Source organism: uncultured Methanobrevibacter sp., from assembly GCF_902769175.1.
Classification (GTDB): Archaea; Methanobacteriota; Methanobacteria; order Methanobacteriales; family Methanobacteriaceae; genus Methanobrevibacter.
Window position 1 is genome coordinate 22,607 of the sequence record NZ_CACXNW010000002.1, and the last position, 17,546, is coordinate 40,152.

At 30.3% G+C, this 17,546-nt stretch carries 18 protein-coding genes; 5 read left to right on the top strand and 13 right to left on the bottom strand.

Features of this window, described 5'->3' with window-relative positions; translation table 11 throughout:
- Nucleotides 1-408: 408 nt before the first annotated feature.
- The 10 genes from sucC to QZV12_RS00875 all read right to left on the bottom strand — a co-directional run bounded on the left by sucC (nt 409) and on the right by QZV12_RS00875 (nt 9,910).
- Nucleotides 409-1,533: an ADP-forming succinate--CoA ligase subunit beta gene (gene sucC, locus QZV12_RS00830; RefSeq protein ID WP_295615714.1), complete on the bottom strand. Its 1,125-nt coding sequence runs from the start codon at nt 1,531-1,533 to the stop codon at nt 409-411.
- 493 nt (nt 1,534-2,026) lie between these two features.
- Nucleotides 2,027-2,572 (bottom strand): 2-oxoacid:ferredoxin oxidoreductase subunit gamma, encoded by a 546-nt coding sequence (locus tag QZV12_RS00835; protein WP_295615717.1) that lies wholly within the window; start codon nt 2,570-2,572, stop codon nt 2,027-2,029.
- A gap of 1 nt (nt 2,573) precedes the next feature.
- Nucleotides 2,574-3,434, bottom strand: coding sequence for a 2-oxoacid:ferredoxin oxidoreductase subunit beta (locus tag QZV12_RS00840; protein WP_295615720.1), 861 nt, complete (start codon nt 3,432-3,434; stop codon nt 2,574-2,576).
- Nucleotides 3,435-3,443: 9 nt separating this feature from the next.
- Nucleotides 3,444-4,574, bottom strand: a complete 1,131-nt coding sequence (locus QZV12_RS00845; RefSeq protein WP_295615723.1) for a 2-oxoacid:acceptor oxidoreductase subunit alpha — start codon at nt 4,572-4,574, stop codon at nt 3,444-3,446.
- Nucleotides 4,574-4,780 carry a ferredoxin family protein gene (locus QZV12_RS00850; RefSeq protein ID WP_295615726.1) on the bottom strand — a complete coding sequence of 69 codons (207 nt, stop codon included), beginning with the start codon at nt 4,778-4,780 and terminating at the stop codon, nt 4,574-4,576. The genes QZV12_RS00845 and QZV12_RS00850 overlap by 1 nt, the downstream gene beginning before the upstream one ends.
- A gap of 378 nt (nt 4,781-5,158) precedes the next feature.
- Nucleotides 5,159-5,527 (bottom strand): dihydroneopterin aldolase family protein, encoded by a 369-nt coding sequence (locus QZV12_RS00855; protein ID WP_295615728.1) that lies wholly within the window; start codon nt 5,525-5,527, stop codon nt 5,159-5,161.
- 193 nt (nt 5,528-5,720) lie between these two features.
- Nucleotides 5,721-6,482 (bottom strand): class E sortase, encoded by a 762-nt coding sequence (locus QZV12_RS00860; protein WP_295615731.1) that lies wholly within the window; start codon nt 6,480-6,482, stop codon nt 5,721-5,723.
- Between the two features lie 433 nt (nt 6,483-6,915).
- Nucleotides 6,916-8,157 carry a hypothetical protein gene (locus QZV12_RS00865; RefSeq protein ID WP_295615734.1) on the bottom strand — a complete coding sequence of 414 codons (1,242 nt, stop codon included), beginning with the start codon at nt 8,155-8,157 and terminating at the stop codon, nt 6,916-6,918.
- A gap of 224 nt (nt 8,158-8,381) precedes the next feature.
- Nucleotides 8,382-8,567, bottom strand: a complete 186-nt coding sequence (locus tag QZV12_RS00870; RefSeq protein ID WP_295615737.1) for a hypothetical protein — start codon at nt 8,565-8,567, stop codon at nt 8,382-8,384.
- Between the two features lie 392 nt (nt 8,568-8,959).
- On the bottom strand, nt 8,960-9,910 hold the full coding sequence (locus tag QZV12_RS00875; protein ID WP_295615740.1) for an archaetidylserine synthase: 951 nt from the start codon (nt 9,908-9,910) through the stop codon (nt 8,960-8,962).
- Between the two features lie 610 nt (nt 9,911-10,520).
- Here QZV12_RS00875 and QZV12_RS00880 point away from each other — a divergent pair.
- The 3 genes from QZV12_RS00880 to rnhB all read left to right on the top strand — a co-directional run bounded on the left by QZV12_RS00880 (nt 10,521) and on the right by rnhB (nt 13,598).
- Nucleotides 10,521-11,159: a hypothetical protein gene (locus tag QZV12_RS00880; RefSeq protein ID WP_295615743.1), complete on the top strand. Its 639-nt coding sequence runs from the start codon at nt 10,521-10,523 to the stop codon at nt 11,157-11,159.
- 542 nt (nt 11,160-11,701) lie between these two features.
- Complete coding sequence (locus QZV12_RS00885) at nt 11,702-12,772, top strand: rod shape-determining protein (RefSeq protein ID WP_295615747.1); 1,071 nt, start codon at nt 11,702-11,704, stop codon at nt 12,770-12,772.
- 166 nt (nt 12,773-12,938) lie between these two features.
- Nucleotides 12,939-13,598 (top strand): ribonuclease HII, encoded by a 660-nt coding sequence (rnhB, locus tag QZV12_RS00890; protein ID WP_295615750.1) that lies wholly within the window; start codon nt 12,939-12,941, stop codon nt 13,596-13,598.
- A gap of 162 nt (nt 13,599-13,760) precedes the next feature.
- Here the strand turns inward: rnhB and QZV12_RS00895 are convergent, their stop codons facing one another.
- From QZV12_RS00895 to QZV12_RS00905, 3 genes are all read right to left on the bottom strand, one after another.
- Nucleotides 13,761-14,384: an IMP cyclohydrolase gene (locus tag QZV12_RS00895; protein ID WP_295615753.1), complete on the bottom strand. Its 624-nt coding sequence runs from the start codon at nt 14,382-14,384 to the stop codon at nt 13,761-13,763.
- Between the two features lie 166 nt (nt 14,385-14,550).
- The gene (locus QZV12_RS00900; RefSeq protein ID WP_295615756.1) at nt 14,551-14,958 is read right to left on the bottom strand and encodes a biopolymer transporter ExbD; all 408 of its coding nucleotides are present in this window, start codon (nt 14,956-14,958) and stop codon (nt 14,551-14,553) included.
- Between the two features lie 16 nt (nt 14,959-14,974).
- Entirely contained in the window at nt 14,975-15,814 is an 840-nt protein-coding gene (locus QZV12_RS00905; protein ID WP_295615759.1) for a MotA/TolQ/ExbB proton channel family protein, read from the bottom strand.
- 319 nt (nt 15,815-16,133) lie between these two features.
- Between QZV12_RS00905 and QZV12_RS00910 the strand changes: the two genes are divergently transcribed.
- Together QZV12_RS00910 and QZV12_RS00915 are read left to right on the top strand one after the other, a co-directional pair.
- A complete protein-coding gene (locus tag QZV12_RS00910) occupies nt 16,134-16,898 on the top strand; it encodes a coenzyme F420-0:L-glutamate ligase (protein ID WP_295615762.1) in 765 nt (254 codons plus the stop codon).
- Nucleotides 16,899-16,979: 81 nt separating this feature from the next.
- Nucleotides 16,980-17,498 (top strand): hypothetical protein, encoded by a 519-nt coding sequence (locus tag QZV12_RS00915; protein WP_295615765.1) that lies wholly within the window; start codon nt 16,980-16,982, stop codon nt 17,496-17,498.
- Nucleotides 17,499-17,546: the final 48 nt, after the last annotated feature.

Below are 17,546 nucleotides of genomic sequence, written 5' to 3' on the forward strand. Positions count from 1 at the left end.
ATCTAGTAAAAAAAGTTATATGTTAGGATTCTGATTTAATTACTAAAAATTAAATTGGATTTTTCCATTATTAATACATATTAAGCTATAACTTATCGTTATTTACTAAAAAAAAGAGACTGTGAAATTTATAGGCTTATTTATATTTCATTAGATTTCTTTATAAGTAAAAATTAATATTATGATTTTAAGCCTAAACTTTTTTACAAACCAAAAAAAGAAAAATAGAAAAAATTGGAAGTTGTCCTCTTTTATATTAAAAAAAAAAGAAAAATAGAAAAAAATAAAAAAAGATAAACCTAAAAACGGTTTATTAAAAATAAAATAAAAATAATAAAATCAAAACTGCACAAATAGTAAAAGATTTTTGGTCAAGGTTTTTGAGGCGAAGCCTCAAAAAACTTGGGTCTATTTTGCAGCTTCTTTTTCTTTTATTTCATTACACATTTCAACTGCCTTTTTAGCAGCTTCCTCTAATGAAATTTCATAAGGAATGCCTGCTTCATCGAATAGTCTTTGACCTTCCTCTTCATTAGTACCGGTAAGTCTAATTACAATGTTTACATCCCATTTATTAGCATCCAATGCAGCAATTACACCTCTTGCTACATCATCTGCTCTAGTGATACCACCTAAAACATTAAGGAATACCACTTTTACAGGAGGATAATTTAAAACTAAACTTAAAGCTTTCTTAATGGTTTCATCAGATGCTCCACCACAGATATCCAAGAAAGTTGCTGGCTTACCTCCAAATAAGGTAACCATGTCCATACCGGTTAATGTTAAACCTGCACCATTTCCAATAACTGCAATATCCCCATCAAGCTTTACAAAAGCAAACTCTTTCTTCTTGAATCTGTTTTGTCTTACTTGATCCTGGTGACGGAACAATGCATCGTTTTCAATTTCCAATTTTGCATCAGCTGCAATCAATCCATCATCAATTAAAATGAGAGGGTTGATTTCAGCAACTTCAGCATCATATTTATCATAAACATTATAGAGCTTCCAAATGATATCTCCAATTTTGGAAACCAAATCAGAACCTACACCCATTTTACGAGCTATTTCACGAGCTTCATAAGGCAAGAATTCTTTTAATGGATTTACGTTGTATCTGATAATCTTTTCAGGAGATGTTTTAGCTAATTCTTCGATTTCCACTCCACCTTCAGCACTTGCCATAATAATTGGAGCCCTATTAGCCCTATCATTAGATACACTTAAGAAGAATTCCCTTTGAATGTTTGCCTTTTCTTCAATAAGCAAGTGTTTTACTTCTTCTCCTTTAATTTCAAGACTTAATAATTCTTTAGCGATTTGCAATGCTTCACCAGGGTTATCTGCAAACTTAATACCTCCGGCTTTACCTCTTCCACCAACAAGAACTTGAGATTTCAATACAATAGGTCTGCCAAATTCAGTAGCTACTTCCATTGCTTCTTCAGGAGAGTATACAACATGTCCTTCTAAAATTTTAATTCCTTCTTTTTCAAAAACTTTTTTTGCACTATGTTCAAAAAACTTCATTTTTCTCACTCTTACTAATAAGCATGAAAATTATAATAAGAATTTAATTTTAAAAATATGTATAATTTTAAAAATACTTATGAATAAATAAATTATAAAAATAAATGAAATAAATCATCCTATTAAGTTATTTGTTATAATAGAAATAACTTATTATATTTAATCATTAATATTATATGTATTTCCTTATTATTAAAATTATTTATATAAATTCTTAAGAATTAATGGAAAAAATAATAAAAAATTTTTAATTTAATAAAAAAAATTAAGAAGTTTAATTTAAAATGCTATTTTAATAAAAAAAGTTTTTAAAAAAGCATAATTTAATATAAAAAAATAAAAAAAATTCAATCCAAAATGTTATTTTAATAAAAAAAGTTTTTAAAAAAGCATAATTTAATATAAAAAATAAAAAAAAATTCAATCTAAAAAGTTATTTTAAAATTTAATAAAGTTTAATTTAAAAAAATAAAAAAAGAAGAAGATAAAAAGATTATAATAAAGCATATCCTGCTTCAAATGCTTGAATATTCTTATCTTCAGTGCCTTTTGGTACACTATCTAAAATAGCTTGTTTTGCTGCATCAACAGATACAACTTCAGTTACCTTAACAATAGCACCAATCATTACAATATTTGCTACAATCCTTAAGCCAACATCTTCAGTTGCTGTTTTTGTAGCAGGTGCTCTGTAAAGCTTGATCTTATGCTCTTCTACAAAATCAACTATCTCCTCTTCAACAATCATATCAGGATCGATAATCAAGACCCCTTCATCTTTTAAATCACCCATATACTTGATTAAAGCTTCATGAGACATAGCAACTAAAATATCTGGACTAGTTACTTTAGGATAATCGATTTCTTCATCATCAATAACAACTTCAGTTCTGGAAGCTCCTCCACGAGCTTCAGGACCGTAAGATTGAGTTTGAACAGCATTCTTATTATCAAAGAGTGAAGCAGCCTTACCAATGATGACTCCTGCCATAATTACTCCTTGACCACCAAAACCAGCTATACGAACTTCAGTTCTCATTTTAATCCAACTCCTCAAATGCAGACTTAATAGCTAATGGCTTATCAGAATTCTCTTCTGCTAATGCCTTAATGTTAGCAGTCAATTCAGCATGTGGATTATTGGCAAATTCACCAACAATGATTTTTCCTTCCAATTCAGATTCATCCATTTTTTCTGCTCTTCTTTTGTTAACGCTATTTTCCTTAATGTATTGGAACATAGACAATGGAGTTTTCATCTTGTTTTTACGTCCAAAGTATGTTGGACATTGGGAAACAACTTCAATGAATGAGAATCCTTCATTTTCCAAACCTTTTTGAATGGCTTTGGAAAGTTGAATCGGATGAGTGGTAGTCCATCTTGCAACATAGGATGCACCTGCTGCACTGACAAGCTCAGCTAAATTGAAAGGCATGTCTCTTGAACCGTAAGGTGCAGTTGTACCGAAACTTCCTTTAGGTGAAGTAGGACTGATTTGACCTCCAGTCATACCGTAAATATTATTGTTGATACAAATGACAGTGAGATTAATGTTTCTTCTTGCTGCATGAATCAAATGGTTTCCTCCAATGGATGCAGCATCTCCGTCACCAGTGAATACAACAACATCCAAGTCAGGGTTTCCTACCTTCAATCCAGTAGCAAAACTTAAAGCTCTTCCGTGAGTGGTGTGGAGTGAATCACATTTTGCATAACCAGGAATCCTTGAAGAACAACCGATTCCAGAAACAATTGCAACATTTTCAAAGTCAATATCGGTTCCTTCCAATCCTTTAAAGAATGTGCTCATTACAGTACCGTTTCCACAACCTGGACAGAATATATGTGGCAATCTTTCTTCTCTAAGATATTTTTTATATGGGCTTTCATTTTCTACCATCTAAACCACCTATCCTTTAATCTCCTTAATCTTTTCATAAATTTCATCAGGCTTGTGGAGGATTCCTCCAATCTTGCCTATTAAGTGAACATTAGCTTCTCCATGTGCTGCCCTTTCAACTTCATGAACCATTTGTCCCAAGTTCATTTCAGGAACAATGATATCACTTGCAGTTTTGGCAATTTCTGCAATTTCCTCTTCTGGGAAAGGCCATGGAGTATCAATCTTAAGGGATCCTACTTTAATTCCTTCTTCCATTGCCTTTTTCATAGCAGCCCCAACAGAACGGTATGGAGAACCGCAGGAAACAATTACAATATCTGCATCATCACAGTTTTCCTTTTTAACTGAACAGATATCCTTTCTATGCATTAAGACCTTATTGCATAATCTTTCCACTAATTTAGTGTGGGTGTCAGGATCATTGGTATCAGGATAACCTCTTTCATCGTGAGTCAAACCTGTAACGTGAATATTGAATCCATCACCAAAGGCAGGCATAGGAGTTGTTCCATCTTCAGGAGCATCGTAAGGCATGTATTGGCCATCAACCTTTTCAGGTCTCTTACGAGTGACAATTTCAATATCATCAGGAATAATCAATTTCTCTCTCATGTGACCTACAACTTCATCAGCCAAGACAGTTACAGGAACTCTGTACTCTTCAGCTAAATTAAAAGCCTTGATAGTGAAATCAAAGAATTCTTGCACAGATGATGGAGCTAAAGCTATAGGTTCATAATCACCATGGGACCCCCAGCGAACCTGCATCATGTCAGCTTGAGCAGACATGGTAGGCTGACCGGTAGATGGAGAACCTCTTTGAACATTGATGATTACAATAGAAGTTTCAGTGATAAATCCATATCCTATATTTTCCTGCATCAATGAAATACCTGGACCTGATGTTGCAGTCATTGCTTTCATACCACTCCATGAAGCTCCAATAATAGCACCTGCAGATGCAATTTCATCTTCCATTTGAACAAATGAGCCACCGTATTTTGGAAGCAATATTGACATTTGTTCAGCAATCTCAGTAGATGGAGTAATCGGATAGCCTGCAAAGAATCTGCAGTTTGCAGCAATTGCACCTAATGCACAAGCTTCATTTCCTTGAACAAAACGCTCCTCTACCATTATTTCACCTCTTTTTCTACATAAATAGCTTGGTCAGGACAAGATAATTCACATAATCCACATTTAGTGCAAGCTTCCTCACGTTCAGGGAAAGGAAGGTACACGTTTTTTGTATTAACCTTATCAGATTTTGAATAAACATTTTTTGGACAGGTAGCTATGCAAATATCGCATCCCTTACAAAGCTTAGAATCTATAATAATCATTAAATCATCTCACATTCTATAATTATTAAACTGAATAAATTATTCAATATATTAAGATAAATACCTTAATGCATTAATAAAGTTTAGATATAAATTCTAAGATATAAATCATAATACTAATATTTATGGTTTTATTAATTTAAATAATTTAGTATATTTTATTTTAAAAAATTGTATATTTTAATTAAAAAAATTAGCAATTTTTAATTCAAAAAATTAGCATATATTAATTAAAAAAATTAGCAATTTTTAATTCAAAAAATTAGCATATTTTAATTCAAATAATTTAGTATTTTTAACCGAGCAATCACTTTAAAAGTAATTTAGCAAATTAAAATTAAAAAATGAAAAAAGATAAAAAGAGTTGATTTTGAAGAGCTATTCAATTATCTCCTCTACAAACATTAAAGGATAATTAAGCTCTTCAATGAATTTGATTCTGATTACTACCAAAACATCATCCACTTTTGAATAGATCTTTACATCTAACATATCTCCACTGAGAGAGGTATATTCAAATTCAGTCATGGCCTTGTCTAACCTATCCAAATCAATGGAAACTTCAACCTTATCAATGCATGGCTGTAAGGCAAATGATTCTTCCATTGCCTTTTCCAAGCTATCAATATTTGTTTTATTGAAAGGAGTTCCTACAAATTGATGGAATAAAGCTCCCATACTGATAGCTCCTTCAAATATGGCTCGTTCCCTATTTGAAATGTTTGAAAAATATTTTTCCTTATCCATAAAATACCTCAAAATCATTCAATTTATTAAATGTTTTTTGATTAAATCCATAAATAAACCTATAAATTAAATCCATAAATGAAACTTATAATTTATTAAATGTTTCTTGATTAAATCCATAAATAAACCTATAAATTAAATCTATTAATGAAACTTATAAATTAAATCCATGAATAAATCATTGATTATTCTATTAATTAACTCCCATCAAACTGTTTAGCCATCCTAATTGATCAGCCCATACCTGTGAAGAAATTGGGAAAATGCAGAAGTAGGCTAAAACAATAGTTATTGCAATAACAACTGCAAGAATAATTTTTCTCTCTTCAGGAGGAGTGAAATAGCTGACAATCAATCCTAAAACCAAGAATCCTAATGTGATATACCATGCATAATCTGCATGAGGATTTTCTTCCAAAGTAGTTTCATTAATCAAACTGGTGGAATTTAAATCACAAGTGATAATCATTCTTTCAGCAGATGAGCCTATTGGATGGCAGGTTATCAAGAACAATTGCTGCTTGTGAATGTCCCCTTGCTTATGACTTTCATTTAAGTAAAACTTATCATAAGTTCCTGGAACTATCATAGAGTCGTTATATGTATAATTGACTTCACCAATTCCTGGCCATTCCACTGTGACTACATCTCCCTTCTTAAGAGCATCCAACCGTAAGAATGGAGACCCCTGCAAAGTCCTATGTCCAAATAATGCAAGGTCACCTTTAGTTGGAAGACTTGAAGTCGGATCTATGTAAACCCCTTGGGATATGGAAACATTATTGATTTTCTCATGAACTCCAATAGAGGGAATGACAACAACAGATGCATTAATCTCCTTAGGTTCAGCTACATTTTTATATGAATAGTAATTTACTTCAGTTAAAGCATATAAGCTAATAACCAATAAAGCAATTATTATAATAATTGTTGTAGGCCTTATTCTTAAATCCATAAAAATCATCAACATTAAATTTTACATTGAATCAATAAAATCTGATTAAATTTTAATATTTTTAATTAAATTTATATTTCTTATTCTATAATTCATATTTAATAAATTTTTAATATTTTAAATCTTGAAAATAAACATTATTAAACAATCGAAAAAACTATCAATTAAAGCATAGGACCTTTGATAGAAAATCAATAATGGTTGAATAAAGAAAAAAGATTAATCTTAAATTTTATTCACATTCACCACAATTTGTTGAGATATATAAGGAAATTCCCCCTCAAATCCAGCAACTAACTTAAAATGAGAAATATTCTCAGGAACATCCCCATAATAACTAAAATTGTTACCATCATTTGCATAAATTTCCTTTAGTGAATACCCAATTCATCCCAACTCAAATAAGCATTTTCAACATACTAAAAAAGAAAAATTAAAAGAAATCCAAAGATTGGTTTTGATATAAATTTTCATAATATGTCTGATTCAATTCACTTACAACCCAATTTGGAGCAAAATCAGTAGGGATTGTAAGAATGACATTATCCATATTGTTTATTACAAAATTCACATCAGATTGGGGAACTTCAAGCAAAATGATATATTCGCTGTCAAGGTCTCCCAAATTAGACATCCTTTCATAATTTGACAATCTAACACCATAACTAATCAAATAGGAATCCAAAGCACTATCTGAATTATTGGAATTCAATACAGCCTTTTTCAATTGCTCTTCAACATCAGTTGAATAGGAACTTGTATTCTCAAAAGGACGTGTTTCATTTCCTTTAATAAGAGTGTTTGACTTAGAGATTGCACTATCCACTAATCCACTATCCTTAGAGCGTAAAATAGCTAAAACAGTAGCGCCACTTACTAAAGGATCTTCATCTGCACTTTCAGAACTCTCATCCTCTGTGATTTCCAAATCATCATCAAAAGAAGCATCATCCATTTTCCCTTCATTTTCTAAAGAGCCGTTAACAGTGCCATTAGTTGACATAGGCTCCTCTTCATCCATATAATCATAATCTGTAGAATTATCTCTTAATGAATATATGTCAACAACGGAACCTACAGAAATCAGCCCAGCAGTGGCTTGAAGTCTTGAAAGGGAAACTGGAACAATCACAGTATTGACCTTTTCAAATTCAACATTTGACAAGACCTTAGCATCATTGTCCTTTACAAAATCATTTGCATCCTTAACAGACATTATGATGTTTTTGTTTTCACCATAGGACATCATGACCCTGCCGAAATCATCCTTGCAATCAACGATTTTTGCACTGTGATGCATTCTCCAATCCTTCGTTGCAAACATCAAAACATCTACTGACTTAATCTCATCGACATTGTAAGCCCGATTGACCTGATTTTTCAATGCATATGCATTGTCATTTATCTCCAGAGGTCCCTTATACAATGTATTGATTTCATTTAATTTTGAATTCTTTTCTAAATTCAATTCATTTTGAAATGGATGATAGACAAAAAAGTAAAATATTGAAGATACCAATACTAAAATAATCAATGCAAAGATTATTTTTCCAAATAAATTCTTTGAATGCTTATTTTTATTTGATAAATCATCCTTAAACTTCAATAATTTATCTTTAAGCTTAAGATTATTCTTTGAATCAATTTCACCTTTTTCCCCAGCATCAAAATCCAAGAAATCATCATCAAATAAATCATCAAAGCTATCTGGTTTCTTATATTGACTATATTCATTAGGATTTTCAAAATTATCTGAAATTTCCGACTTTTGAGAAAAAATATATTTAGCATATTTCTCATCAACTCCATCTAAATCATCGTCAAATCTTGAATCATCCTTTGAATTTGAATCATTCCTTAAAATTAATTCACCATTAAATCTCGAATCATCTCTTGAATTTAATTCATCATTAAAAAACCCAGATTCCCCATTTGACTTGTTTTTAAGGGAGAATTTTCTGGAATAATCGAATCAAAACTGGGAAAACTTAAATCATCACTATTTTTGTCATCATCACTCCAATTTAAATTATTTTTCTTTTTATTAAATTTAAATAGATTAAATCGACTTTTACGATCACTCATAGCTATCAAACCTAGAATAGAATGAGATATGTAGAAAAATAGGTTTAAAATAAATAATTATAATTAATATAGTTTTTTAGATAAAATAAAAGCTTTAAATAAAAAACCTTTGACCAACCAGATTTTTTAGATAAAATAAAAGCTTTAAATAAAAAACCTTTGTCCAACCAGATTTTTTAGATAAAATAAATGATTTTAAATAAAAAAATCTATTAATAACAGTTTATTTACTAAAAAAACTTAATTTGAAAAATAGCTTGATAAAAAAATAGAAAATACTTTTAAAAACTAAAAAAAGAATTTAAAAAATTAAAAAGAAAAAATTTAAAAGAAAAATAAGAAAGAATAAAAAAACAGCAAAAAAATAAAGAAAAAAGAAATAATTTAATCAATTAATCCTCTTCAACTTCACCAGTACTGATTTGTGCATATTTTGCTTCTTCTTTTTCTTCATCAACTTTTTCAGCTTTTTCAGCTTTTTCTCCAATGATTTCTCCAGCAGAAACCCTATTGATGTTTTCTCTCATGTTCTTGAATCTTTCTTGAGCTGAAACTAAGGAACCGCTGACTTTAGATGCAGTGATTTCCCTAACTTGACCAATATTTTTATTAACATTCTCTGGTGTCAATGCATCTTCAGTATCAATGAAGAATTCCAAAAATGTCATGAACATGTAAATCAATGACAATACAAACAGGAATAAAGCTGGAAGATTTATAGCTCCTATTGATACATTTATTGGTAAAAGCAATAATAATATCATCACAGCTCCAAAACCGATAATATAATAATTGTCGACTTTAGGATATCTTATTGTACTGATCATCAAATAAGCTGCAAACAATATCAATATGGAAGCAACAGCAATATTAAACAATCCGCTGAGATAGTAAGTTGCCAATACGATAGCAGTTCCAGGTATTGGGAAACCGATAAATCCATGATAATTGATCTTATCACCAATCACATTATAACGGGAAAGTCTTAACATACCACAGACAAGTGTCAATACCGCAACAATAGCCACCAAGTAAGCTGCCCAACTGGATATGCCTAATCCCATGTAATATAAAAGGACTGCTGGCGCTACACCAAAGGATACAATATCTGCTAAAGAGTCTACATTTTTACCAAAACCTAATTTATCAACACGATTAAGTTTTCTAGAAACCCATCCGTCTACAGAGTCAAAAACAACTGCAAGCAATATGCATAATGACGCATATGATAAATGATTATCCATAACCATTAATATAGCTAAAAATCCAAACACCAGATTCAATATGGAAATGATGTCAGGAACAGCTAAAAAATATCCCATTCCAACACTTTTTATTCTCATAATTTGACTCCAAATAATACTTTAAACAATCTCCCTTATTAATTTTTGCTAAATAAGGACATACATCCTCTTAAACGATTAAAAAATAATAATTAGTTAATAAAATTATAATTAAATAAGAATATTTAATCAAAATGAAAAAATAAAATTAAATTATTATTTTTAATTAAAAAAATTTAATTAAACCAAGAAAATTTTCCAATATGATTATAATTTCAGCAAATTAATATAATTTTTTGATTCATTGAAAAAATCATATTTAAAAACTACCATAATTCAATTATAATATCATATTATATTTTATTTTCCAATAGTATATAATATATTCTATTAATTAATGATTAAAAACAATTTGATATGAAAAATCTTTTGGAAGCCATACTTTTTTAGCAATAAATTAATAAAAAAATAAACAAAATTCATACCGAATTGCTAAAAACAAAATTATATATTCTAATAAAAAAATATATTAAATTAATATAGTAATAAATTTTAAATTTTAAGCAAAATAACTAATGCACCTTTTTAATGGTGGATTTAATTGTTTAATTAATATTGCTATAATATGGGATTAGGATAAAAAAAAAAACAAACTCTATCACGTGATTATATGATTGAAGACAGAATAAAAATTCTCAGAAGGGCAGCGCAAGTCTCTTCAAGGGAAAACAATGCGCAAGTATGGTGCATCATCACAGGTAATGAAAAGCTAATCGATGATATAGCCTATAATGCAATCACTGCTAAAGATAGAGTTCAAATCATATTTAGAGAATCCATAAAGCTTTTAGACAAGTATACTGCTAAAAGATTTGATTGCCTTATGCTTAAAGGAGAATCCTTGAAAATCAGTGAATTAAGAAATAGATGTGCAGAAAATGGAGGTGCATCAATAGAAATCACACAAGTCCATATACAGACTGTCCCTAATTTACTGGTTCTTGTTGGTGATGAGGAATCCATGAAAGGTTTCAGTGGAGAAACCGAAAGGCAAAAGACAAAAGTGAATATTTTAGCAGAAGATCACACCACCAGCTTCATTAAGGCAGAGCTTAATACAAAAATCAAGTTGCCTTCATTCTTAAGAAACACAGTTACACCATTATTTGATATGAGCGATATTGTCCTATCAACCATTTTAGTTTCTGTTGTAGAAGAAAAGGATATTGAGGAAGTAAAATTAATCAGCCAAAATTTCGGCTTATTCGGTCTTGACTTGAAAAAGACAATCCAAGATAAGGAAAAATAAAAGATTCAAGACAGCCCAAGCAGAGAAAGCCAAAAACCAGAAAAAACAAATGCACCACAAACTGAAAGCTCACAGGAAAATGAAGCTAAAACAATAGAAAGCACTAATGCACCACAAGATGAGAATGTGGAAGAAAAACAGAATTCCCTAGAAGAAAACTAAGCTTAGGAAGACACAATAACACTCAAGAAAACCAAACTGGAAAAGACTCAACAGCCACTCAAGAAAACCAAACTATTAAGACACAATATCCCCCTAAAGAAAACCAAATATAATCCCTAAATTTTTTAAGCGGTTTTAATATTGAAACTTGAAAATAATCAACTATTTTTTTAAATATTTTTCATAATATTATACAAAAACTTATTATTAATAAAAATTAAAAATAACATTATTATAGAATTAATTAATGATTTCTTGAGAATTATAGGATTTTAAAAAAAAATCGACATAATTAATCAACTCAAAAATCTTAAATTATATAATCTAAAATAAAAATAATAAAATAAATATAATTCTATTTTATCAATGGAGGAATAAATTTGAGTATTTTCGGAAATGAAGACGCTATTGAAATTGAACCAACTAGAGTCGTAAAAAACAGTTTAGGTATTGACTTAGGTACCTTAAACACCGTAATTGCAAAACCATCAGGAGATAAATTTGACTTATACCAAATTCCTTCTGTAGTTGCTGTTAAAAAAGATGACCCTTCTGCAGTGCTTGCTGTTGGAGAAGAAGCTAAAAAAATGTTAGGAAGAACTCCAGAAGACATTATTGCAGTAAGGCCACTTAAAAAAGGAGTAATCGAAAATGTTGCTCAAGCACAAGCATTACTCATTAGAGCAATGGAAATTGGTATTAACGAAGGAGAAACTGTAGGAAGAATTGTTATTGGAATTCCTGGAGATGCTTCTGAAGTAGAAAAGAATGCTGCAGAAGAAATAGGTAGAAAAGCTGGTGCTGAATACGTATTAGTGGTTAGCGAAGGTTTAGCTGCTGCTATTGGTGCAGGATTGCCTATTGCTGAACCTAATGGAACCATGGTAATTGACATTGGTGCAGGATCTACTGATTTAGTGGTTATTTCCCTTGGTGGAATCAATGATATTGAAACCGTAAGAGTTGGTGGAGACGACATAGACAACAGAATCGTAGAATTGGTTGCAGAAAAATACAATGTTGCAATCAGCATTCACGATGCAGAAGCTGCAAAAATAGAAGTTGGAATGATCCATTGCAGTGAAGAATTTGAAAACTTAGAATATGAAGTTATTGGTAAAGACTTATCAACTAACAAACCTAAAAAAGTAGTAATTGACTCAATGTTAGTTGCAGATGCAGTAGAACCAAGCATTAAAGATGTTATTGGTGGATTAAATCTCATCTTAGAAAGATTACCAGCAGAATTAATGATGGGAATCTATAAAAATACTGTAGCAGTCGGAGGAAGTTCCAGATTAAGAGGTCTTAAAGAAAGAATCTTCGATGAATCTGATATTCCAATTCAAATTTCCGATGACCCTATGACTGTAGTTGCAAAAGGAACTGCAATCGTAGCTGCTGAACCATTAGCTTTAGAACCGGAAGTACGTTTAAAAGCTATGAAATAAATATTTAACAATTTCAAGCGTTAAATAATACGTATAAATACTATGGATTGTTTTTACAATCCATAATATTCCTTTTAACCACCATAAAACCATATGCTATTTTTAAGATTTTTCTCTATTTTTCAAAAACTACTTTTAATAAATGGAATTTATAGAATTTGATAACATGGATACATTAGGATTAGATGAAGCAGGAAGAGGTCCGGTTTTAGGACCGCTAGTTGTTGCAGGAATCGTAATACCTGAAAAGAAGGAAAAGATCATTGAAAGAATGGGTGTTAAGGATTCCAAAAGATTAACTCCAAACAGAAGAGCTGTATTATACCGTAAGCTAACTAAAATGTTTGATTATGAAACTGTTGTAATCACTGCACAAGACATAGACAACTTAAGGGCAAGAGGAGTGAATCTTAATGAAATAGAAAAGCTAGCAATGAAAAAAATAATAAATAACCTGCGTGCAGACAGAATCATCATAGATGCATTGGATGTAAAGGAAGGCAGGCTTCAAGATGAAATAAGCGAGTATATAGGACATAGCTGTGAAGTTATAGCTGAACATAAGGCAGATGATACATACTTAACTGTTGGAGCAGCTTCAATCATAGCAAAAACAGAAAGGGACATGATTCTTGAACAAATCAATAAGGATTACATAAGGTCTACCAAAGATAAGGATGGAATAGGATCAGGATATCCAAGTGATCCAAAAACAAAAAACTTCCTAAAGAAATTCAAATATGATGAAATGCCGGACTTTGTAAGAAGAAGTTGGGGAACAGTCCAAAAGATCAAAGAAGCTGAAGAAGCAGAAAAATTAAACTAATCTTAGTGAATAAATTCTATTCTTAAAAGAGATAATGAAATAATTTAAAAAGAGAAAAAGAGAAAACAGTGCATCAATAATAAATTAAAAACTGTAAAAATAGAAAAAAGATTAAAAACTAACTTAAACTAAAAAATAAAAAAAGATAAAAAGAAAATATATTTATTCTGGATTAAATCCCGCTATATTCCATTTTCCATCAAATATTGCTGCTACTGAAGAAACAGGATTTTCAAATTCAGCAAATGCACCTTCATCAAAAATGAACTTACATGCAGCATCTGGGTCTTCTGCAGAGAAGGCTACATCTTCAGGACTGTTTTTCTCATAAGTGGAAATGAATTGTGCTTTGCCATCATCTATTTTTTCAACTAAAACCTTACTGTCAGTAACAATTCCAATATAAGCTTCAAAGGAATCTGGATTTCCATTTACAACTGCAGCAATTCTTGGAGTGTTGTAATCATCTTTTTCATAATCCATAGTGATTAATGAATATGCCATTGCATCTCTTATGTTCATGCCAATAGCTATCTTATCTGCAATTGGATTGGTATGAGAACCATTTGAAATAATTGCAATATCACCTACTGTTTTTACACAATCATAAGCAATATAAGAGTTTTTAAAAATATCTGTTTCAAATCCTTCCTTTGGAATGATAGCTGCTTCATCTTCAAGAACCTTTACTTGTCTGTTTGGAAAAGATCTGCTTGAAACTCTATAAGCAACATATGGTTTTCCATCTTCTGTTTTACCTGCTGAAATAATTCTGCCTAAATACATTTTTTACCCCTAAAACAATTGAAATTATTAAATCAATTATAATCTAAAAGATTTGAATCAAAACTTGATTTTAAATAATTAAACTTAAAAAAATTAAAAAAATAAAAAATAAAAATAAAAATAAAAATCAAAATTTAAAAGAATTTTGATTAAATGCCAAAATCAATCACTCTGGACTATGAACTGCCTGTTGAGGAGTCATTCCAGGAGGTGCTTGAATAATGATGGCATGCTCTTTCGTTTTTATCTGCACATCACCTTGGTCTAGAACATTTGCATGAACACCAATAGCATTTCCTCTTATTTCAGAAGACATGTCTACACCATTTACAGTAACCTTCTGCAATCCTGCAACTGGAATCATATAATACTCTGCATCTCCAGTGCTGTCAGTCATATTTGGCTTTCCAGTACCAGTTCCAGTATCGTTACCATTAACTGCCGCTGCACCAAAACTACTTGTTACCACTAAAAAGATAAGCAATGTAAATAAAATATCGATGAAAGGAACCAATTTAATCTCAGGTTGATCCTGATTCATCTTTTCCTTATGACGCTTAATGTCAATTGCCAAATTATCAGCCCCTGAATTATTGTCTTAACTTACTTTCAGTAATTTCAGACTTTACATCACATTTCTCTAGAATAATATTACTGATACTCTTTTCAAGCATACTAGGCTTGAATGAAATCTGAATATTTGAATAAGGGTCGGAAATTTCCTTTACGCTGACAATACCTTCAGCTTCTTGAAGCGCTTCAATAACACAAGGCAATCTTTCATAAACTCTTATTTTAATTACCGCATAACTCCAATTAGTCATTTTAGTAGCTAATTCAATCTTATCCATTTCCTGATTAATTAAACCTTTGATATAAGTGTATAATGGCATAAGAACAATAGCTACAGTCAATCCAGCAATTGTAGTGATAAGAGCAAGATAAATACCTTCCGCCATAGCTGCAGCATCAGGATTTACACCTAAATTCTTAAATGTCATCCAAATACCCAATACAGTACCAATTAAACCTAAAAATGGAGCAAGTTCAATAATGGTTTTTAAAGCGCTGATACCATTTGTCATTTTACTCATTTCAACAATGAAAATCTGCTCCATACTCTCTTCTACTTCTATCTTATTTTTATACCCTATTTTTAATGCTTCAGACATGATCCTTGAAACAGGATTCTTATAGTGACTGATATTTTTTAAAGCTTCAATAGCTCCTCCCTTTTCCATAGAAGAGGTGATTGTCCCCATAATCTCTGTAGCATCAATCTTACTAATTTTTCTAAGGTAAAAAATCTTCCTTATAGATATTAACAGACCATAGATACCAAGCAAAAGAATTATATAAGTGATAATACCTCCGCTTTGGAGCATCCCCATAATCATGTCAAATCCACTGGTAAGCATTTCAATAAACATAATATCCTCTTATGAAATTAATTAAATAATTCATTAAAAATTATTTTTCTAAATATATTTTCTAAAATACATATATTATATTTCTAAATATATTTTCTAAAAACATATATCATTTTTTAAATATCTTTACTAAAATAAATATATTATTAATTTTAGTTTATAAATATTTCATATTATTAAATATACTAATATAATTTTTATTATTTTTAATATATAAAGCATATTGTTAAATTTTTAAAAAAAAATAAGGCATATTTTTAATATTTTCACATTTCAACAACAATAGTTTTTTATATACTTATAAATAATAAATTAAAGTATGACTTTAAAATTATATGGATTAAAAGAAATTCCTTTAGTTAAAAAAGGAGATAATATAGCTAAGATTATTGAAGAGGATTTGGAAAAGGAAGACATTGCCCTTGAAGATGGAGACATTTTGCTTATTGCTGAAACATTGATTTCAAACGCTGAAGGAAACATCATTAAGGTTGATGACATTGTTCCATCTGAAGAAGCTATCGAAATAGCTGCAAAATCTAAAAAGGATCCAAAGATTGTGAAAATCATTCTTCAGGAATCAAATGAGGTTGTTGCAGTTGGACCTAATTTCATTGTAACTGAAACCAAACATGGATTTGTCTGTGCAAACTCTGGAATTGATGAGTCTAATGTCGAAGAAGGATTGGCTACACCTATACCTAAAAATCCAGACAAATCTGCTAAGGAAATCAGAGAATACTTAGAAGAGAAAACAGATAAGGAAATTGCAGTAATAATAACAGACACCCAAGGAAGAGCATTTAGAGTTGGAGCTATCGGAACTGCAATCGGATGTTCTGGAATAAATCCCCTTTGGGTTAGAATTGGTGAAAAGGACTTGTTTGGAAGAGCCCTTGAAACAACTGAAGTTGCTACTGCAGATGAACTTGCAGCAGCTGCATCCCTATTGATGGGACAGGCAAATGAAGGAATTCCGATTGTTTTAATCAGAGGATTTGAAGCATTTGACCATTTAAGAGATACTGAAACTGGAATCAAACCATTGCTTAGACCTAAAGAGTTTGATGTATTTAGAAAATAATTAATATTATATTTTTTCTTTTGAGTGTTGAGAATTTAAAAATAATTTAAATAATTTATTTTTAATTTTTGAGTGTTTAATATGGTTGAAATTGATTTTAATTGTGAAAGCTGTGATTTTTCATTTAGGGATAAAAGTTTAATCTTTTATTTAGACACAGATTTAGATGATTTAGATTCTATTTTAAATTTTTATTCCGATGATGAAAAGTCAAACAGCCACATAGACCTTATTGAAGATGGACATAATAAGGAAAATTCTGATAAAATGACAAAATCATTAATTTCAGGTTTCCTCTATGAGAATTATTGTCCAAACTGCAAAAAATTGATTAAAACCTATGTTCCAGAATCAAATGAACTTTTCACTGTGAAAGAAATTGAAAGGATATTGGCTAAGGAAATTTCTAAAAATCTTAATGAAGAAGAAAAGAAAACATATAAAATACTGTTTTTTGATTTTAAAAAGACATTTTATAAGGATAGGAGAAATGTTTTGGAAAATAATTCCTGTCCAAACTGCAATAATGAAATGTCTTTAGTGATTTCTGAAAAAACTCCATGCCCAATGTGTGGAGGGCAATTAAAAGAAGAATTTTAAAGTTAATATTATAAAAAAAGATAAAATTTTGATTTAAACTATTAAATA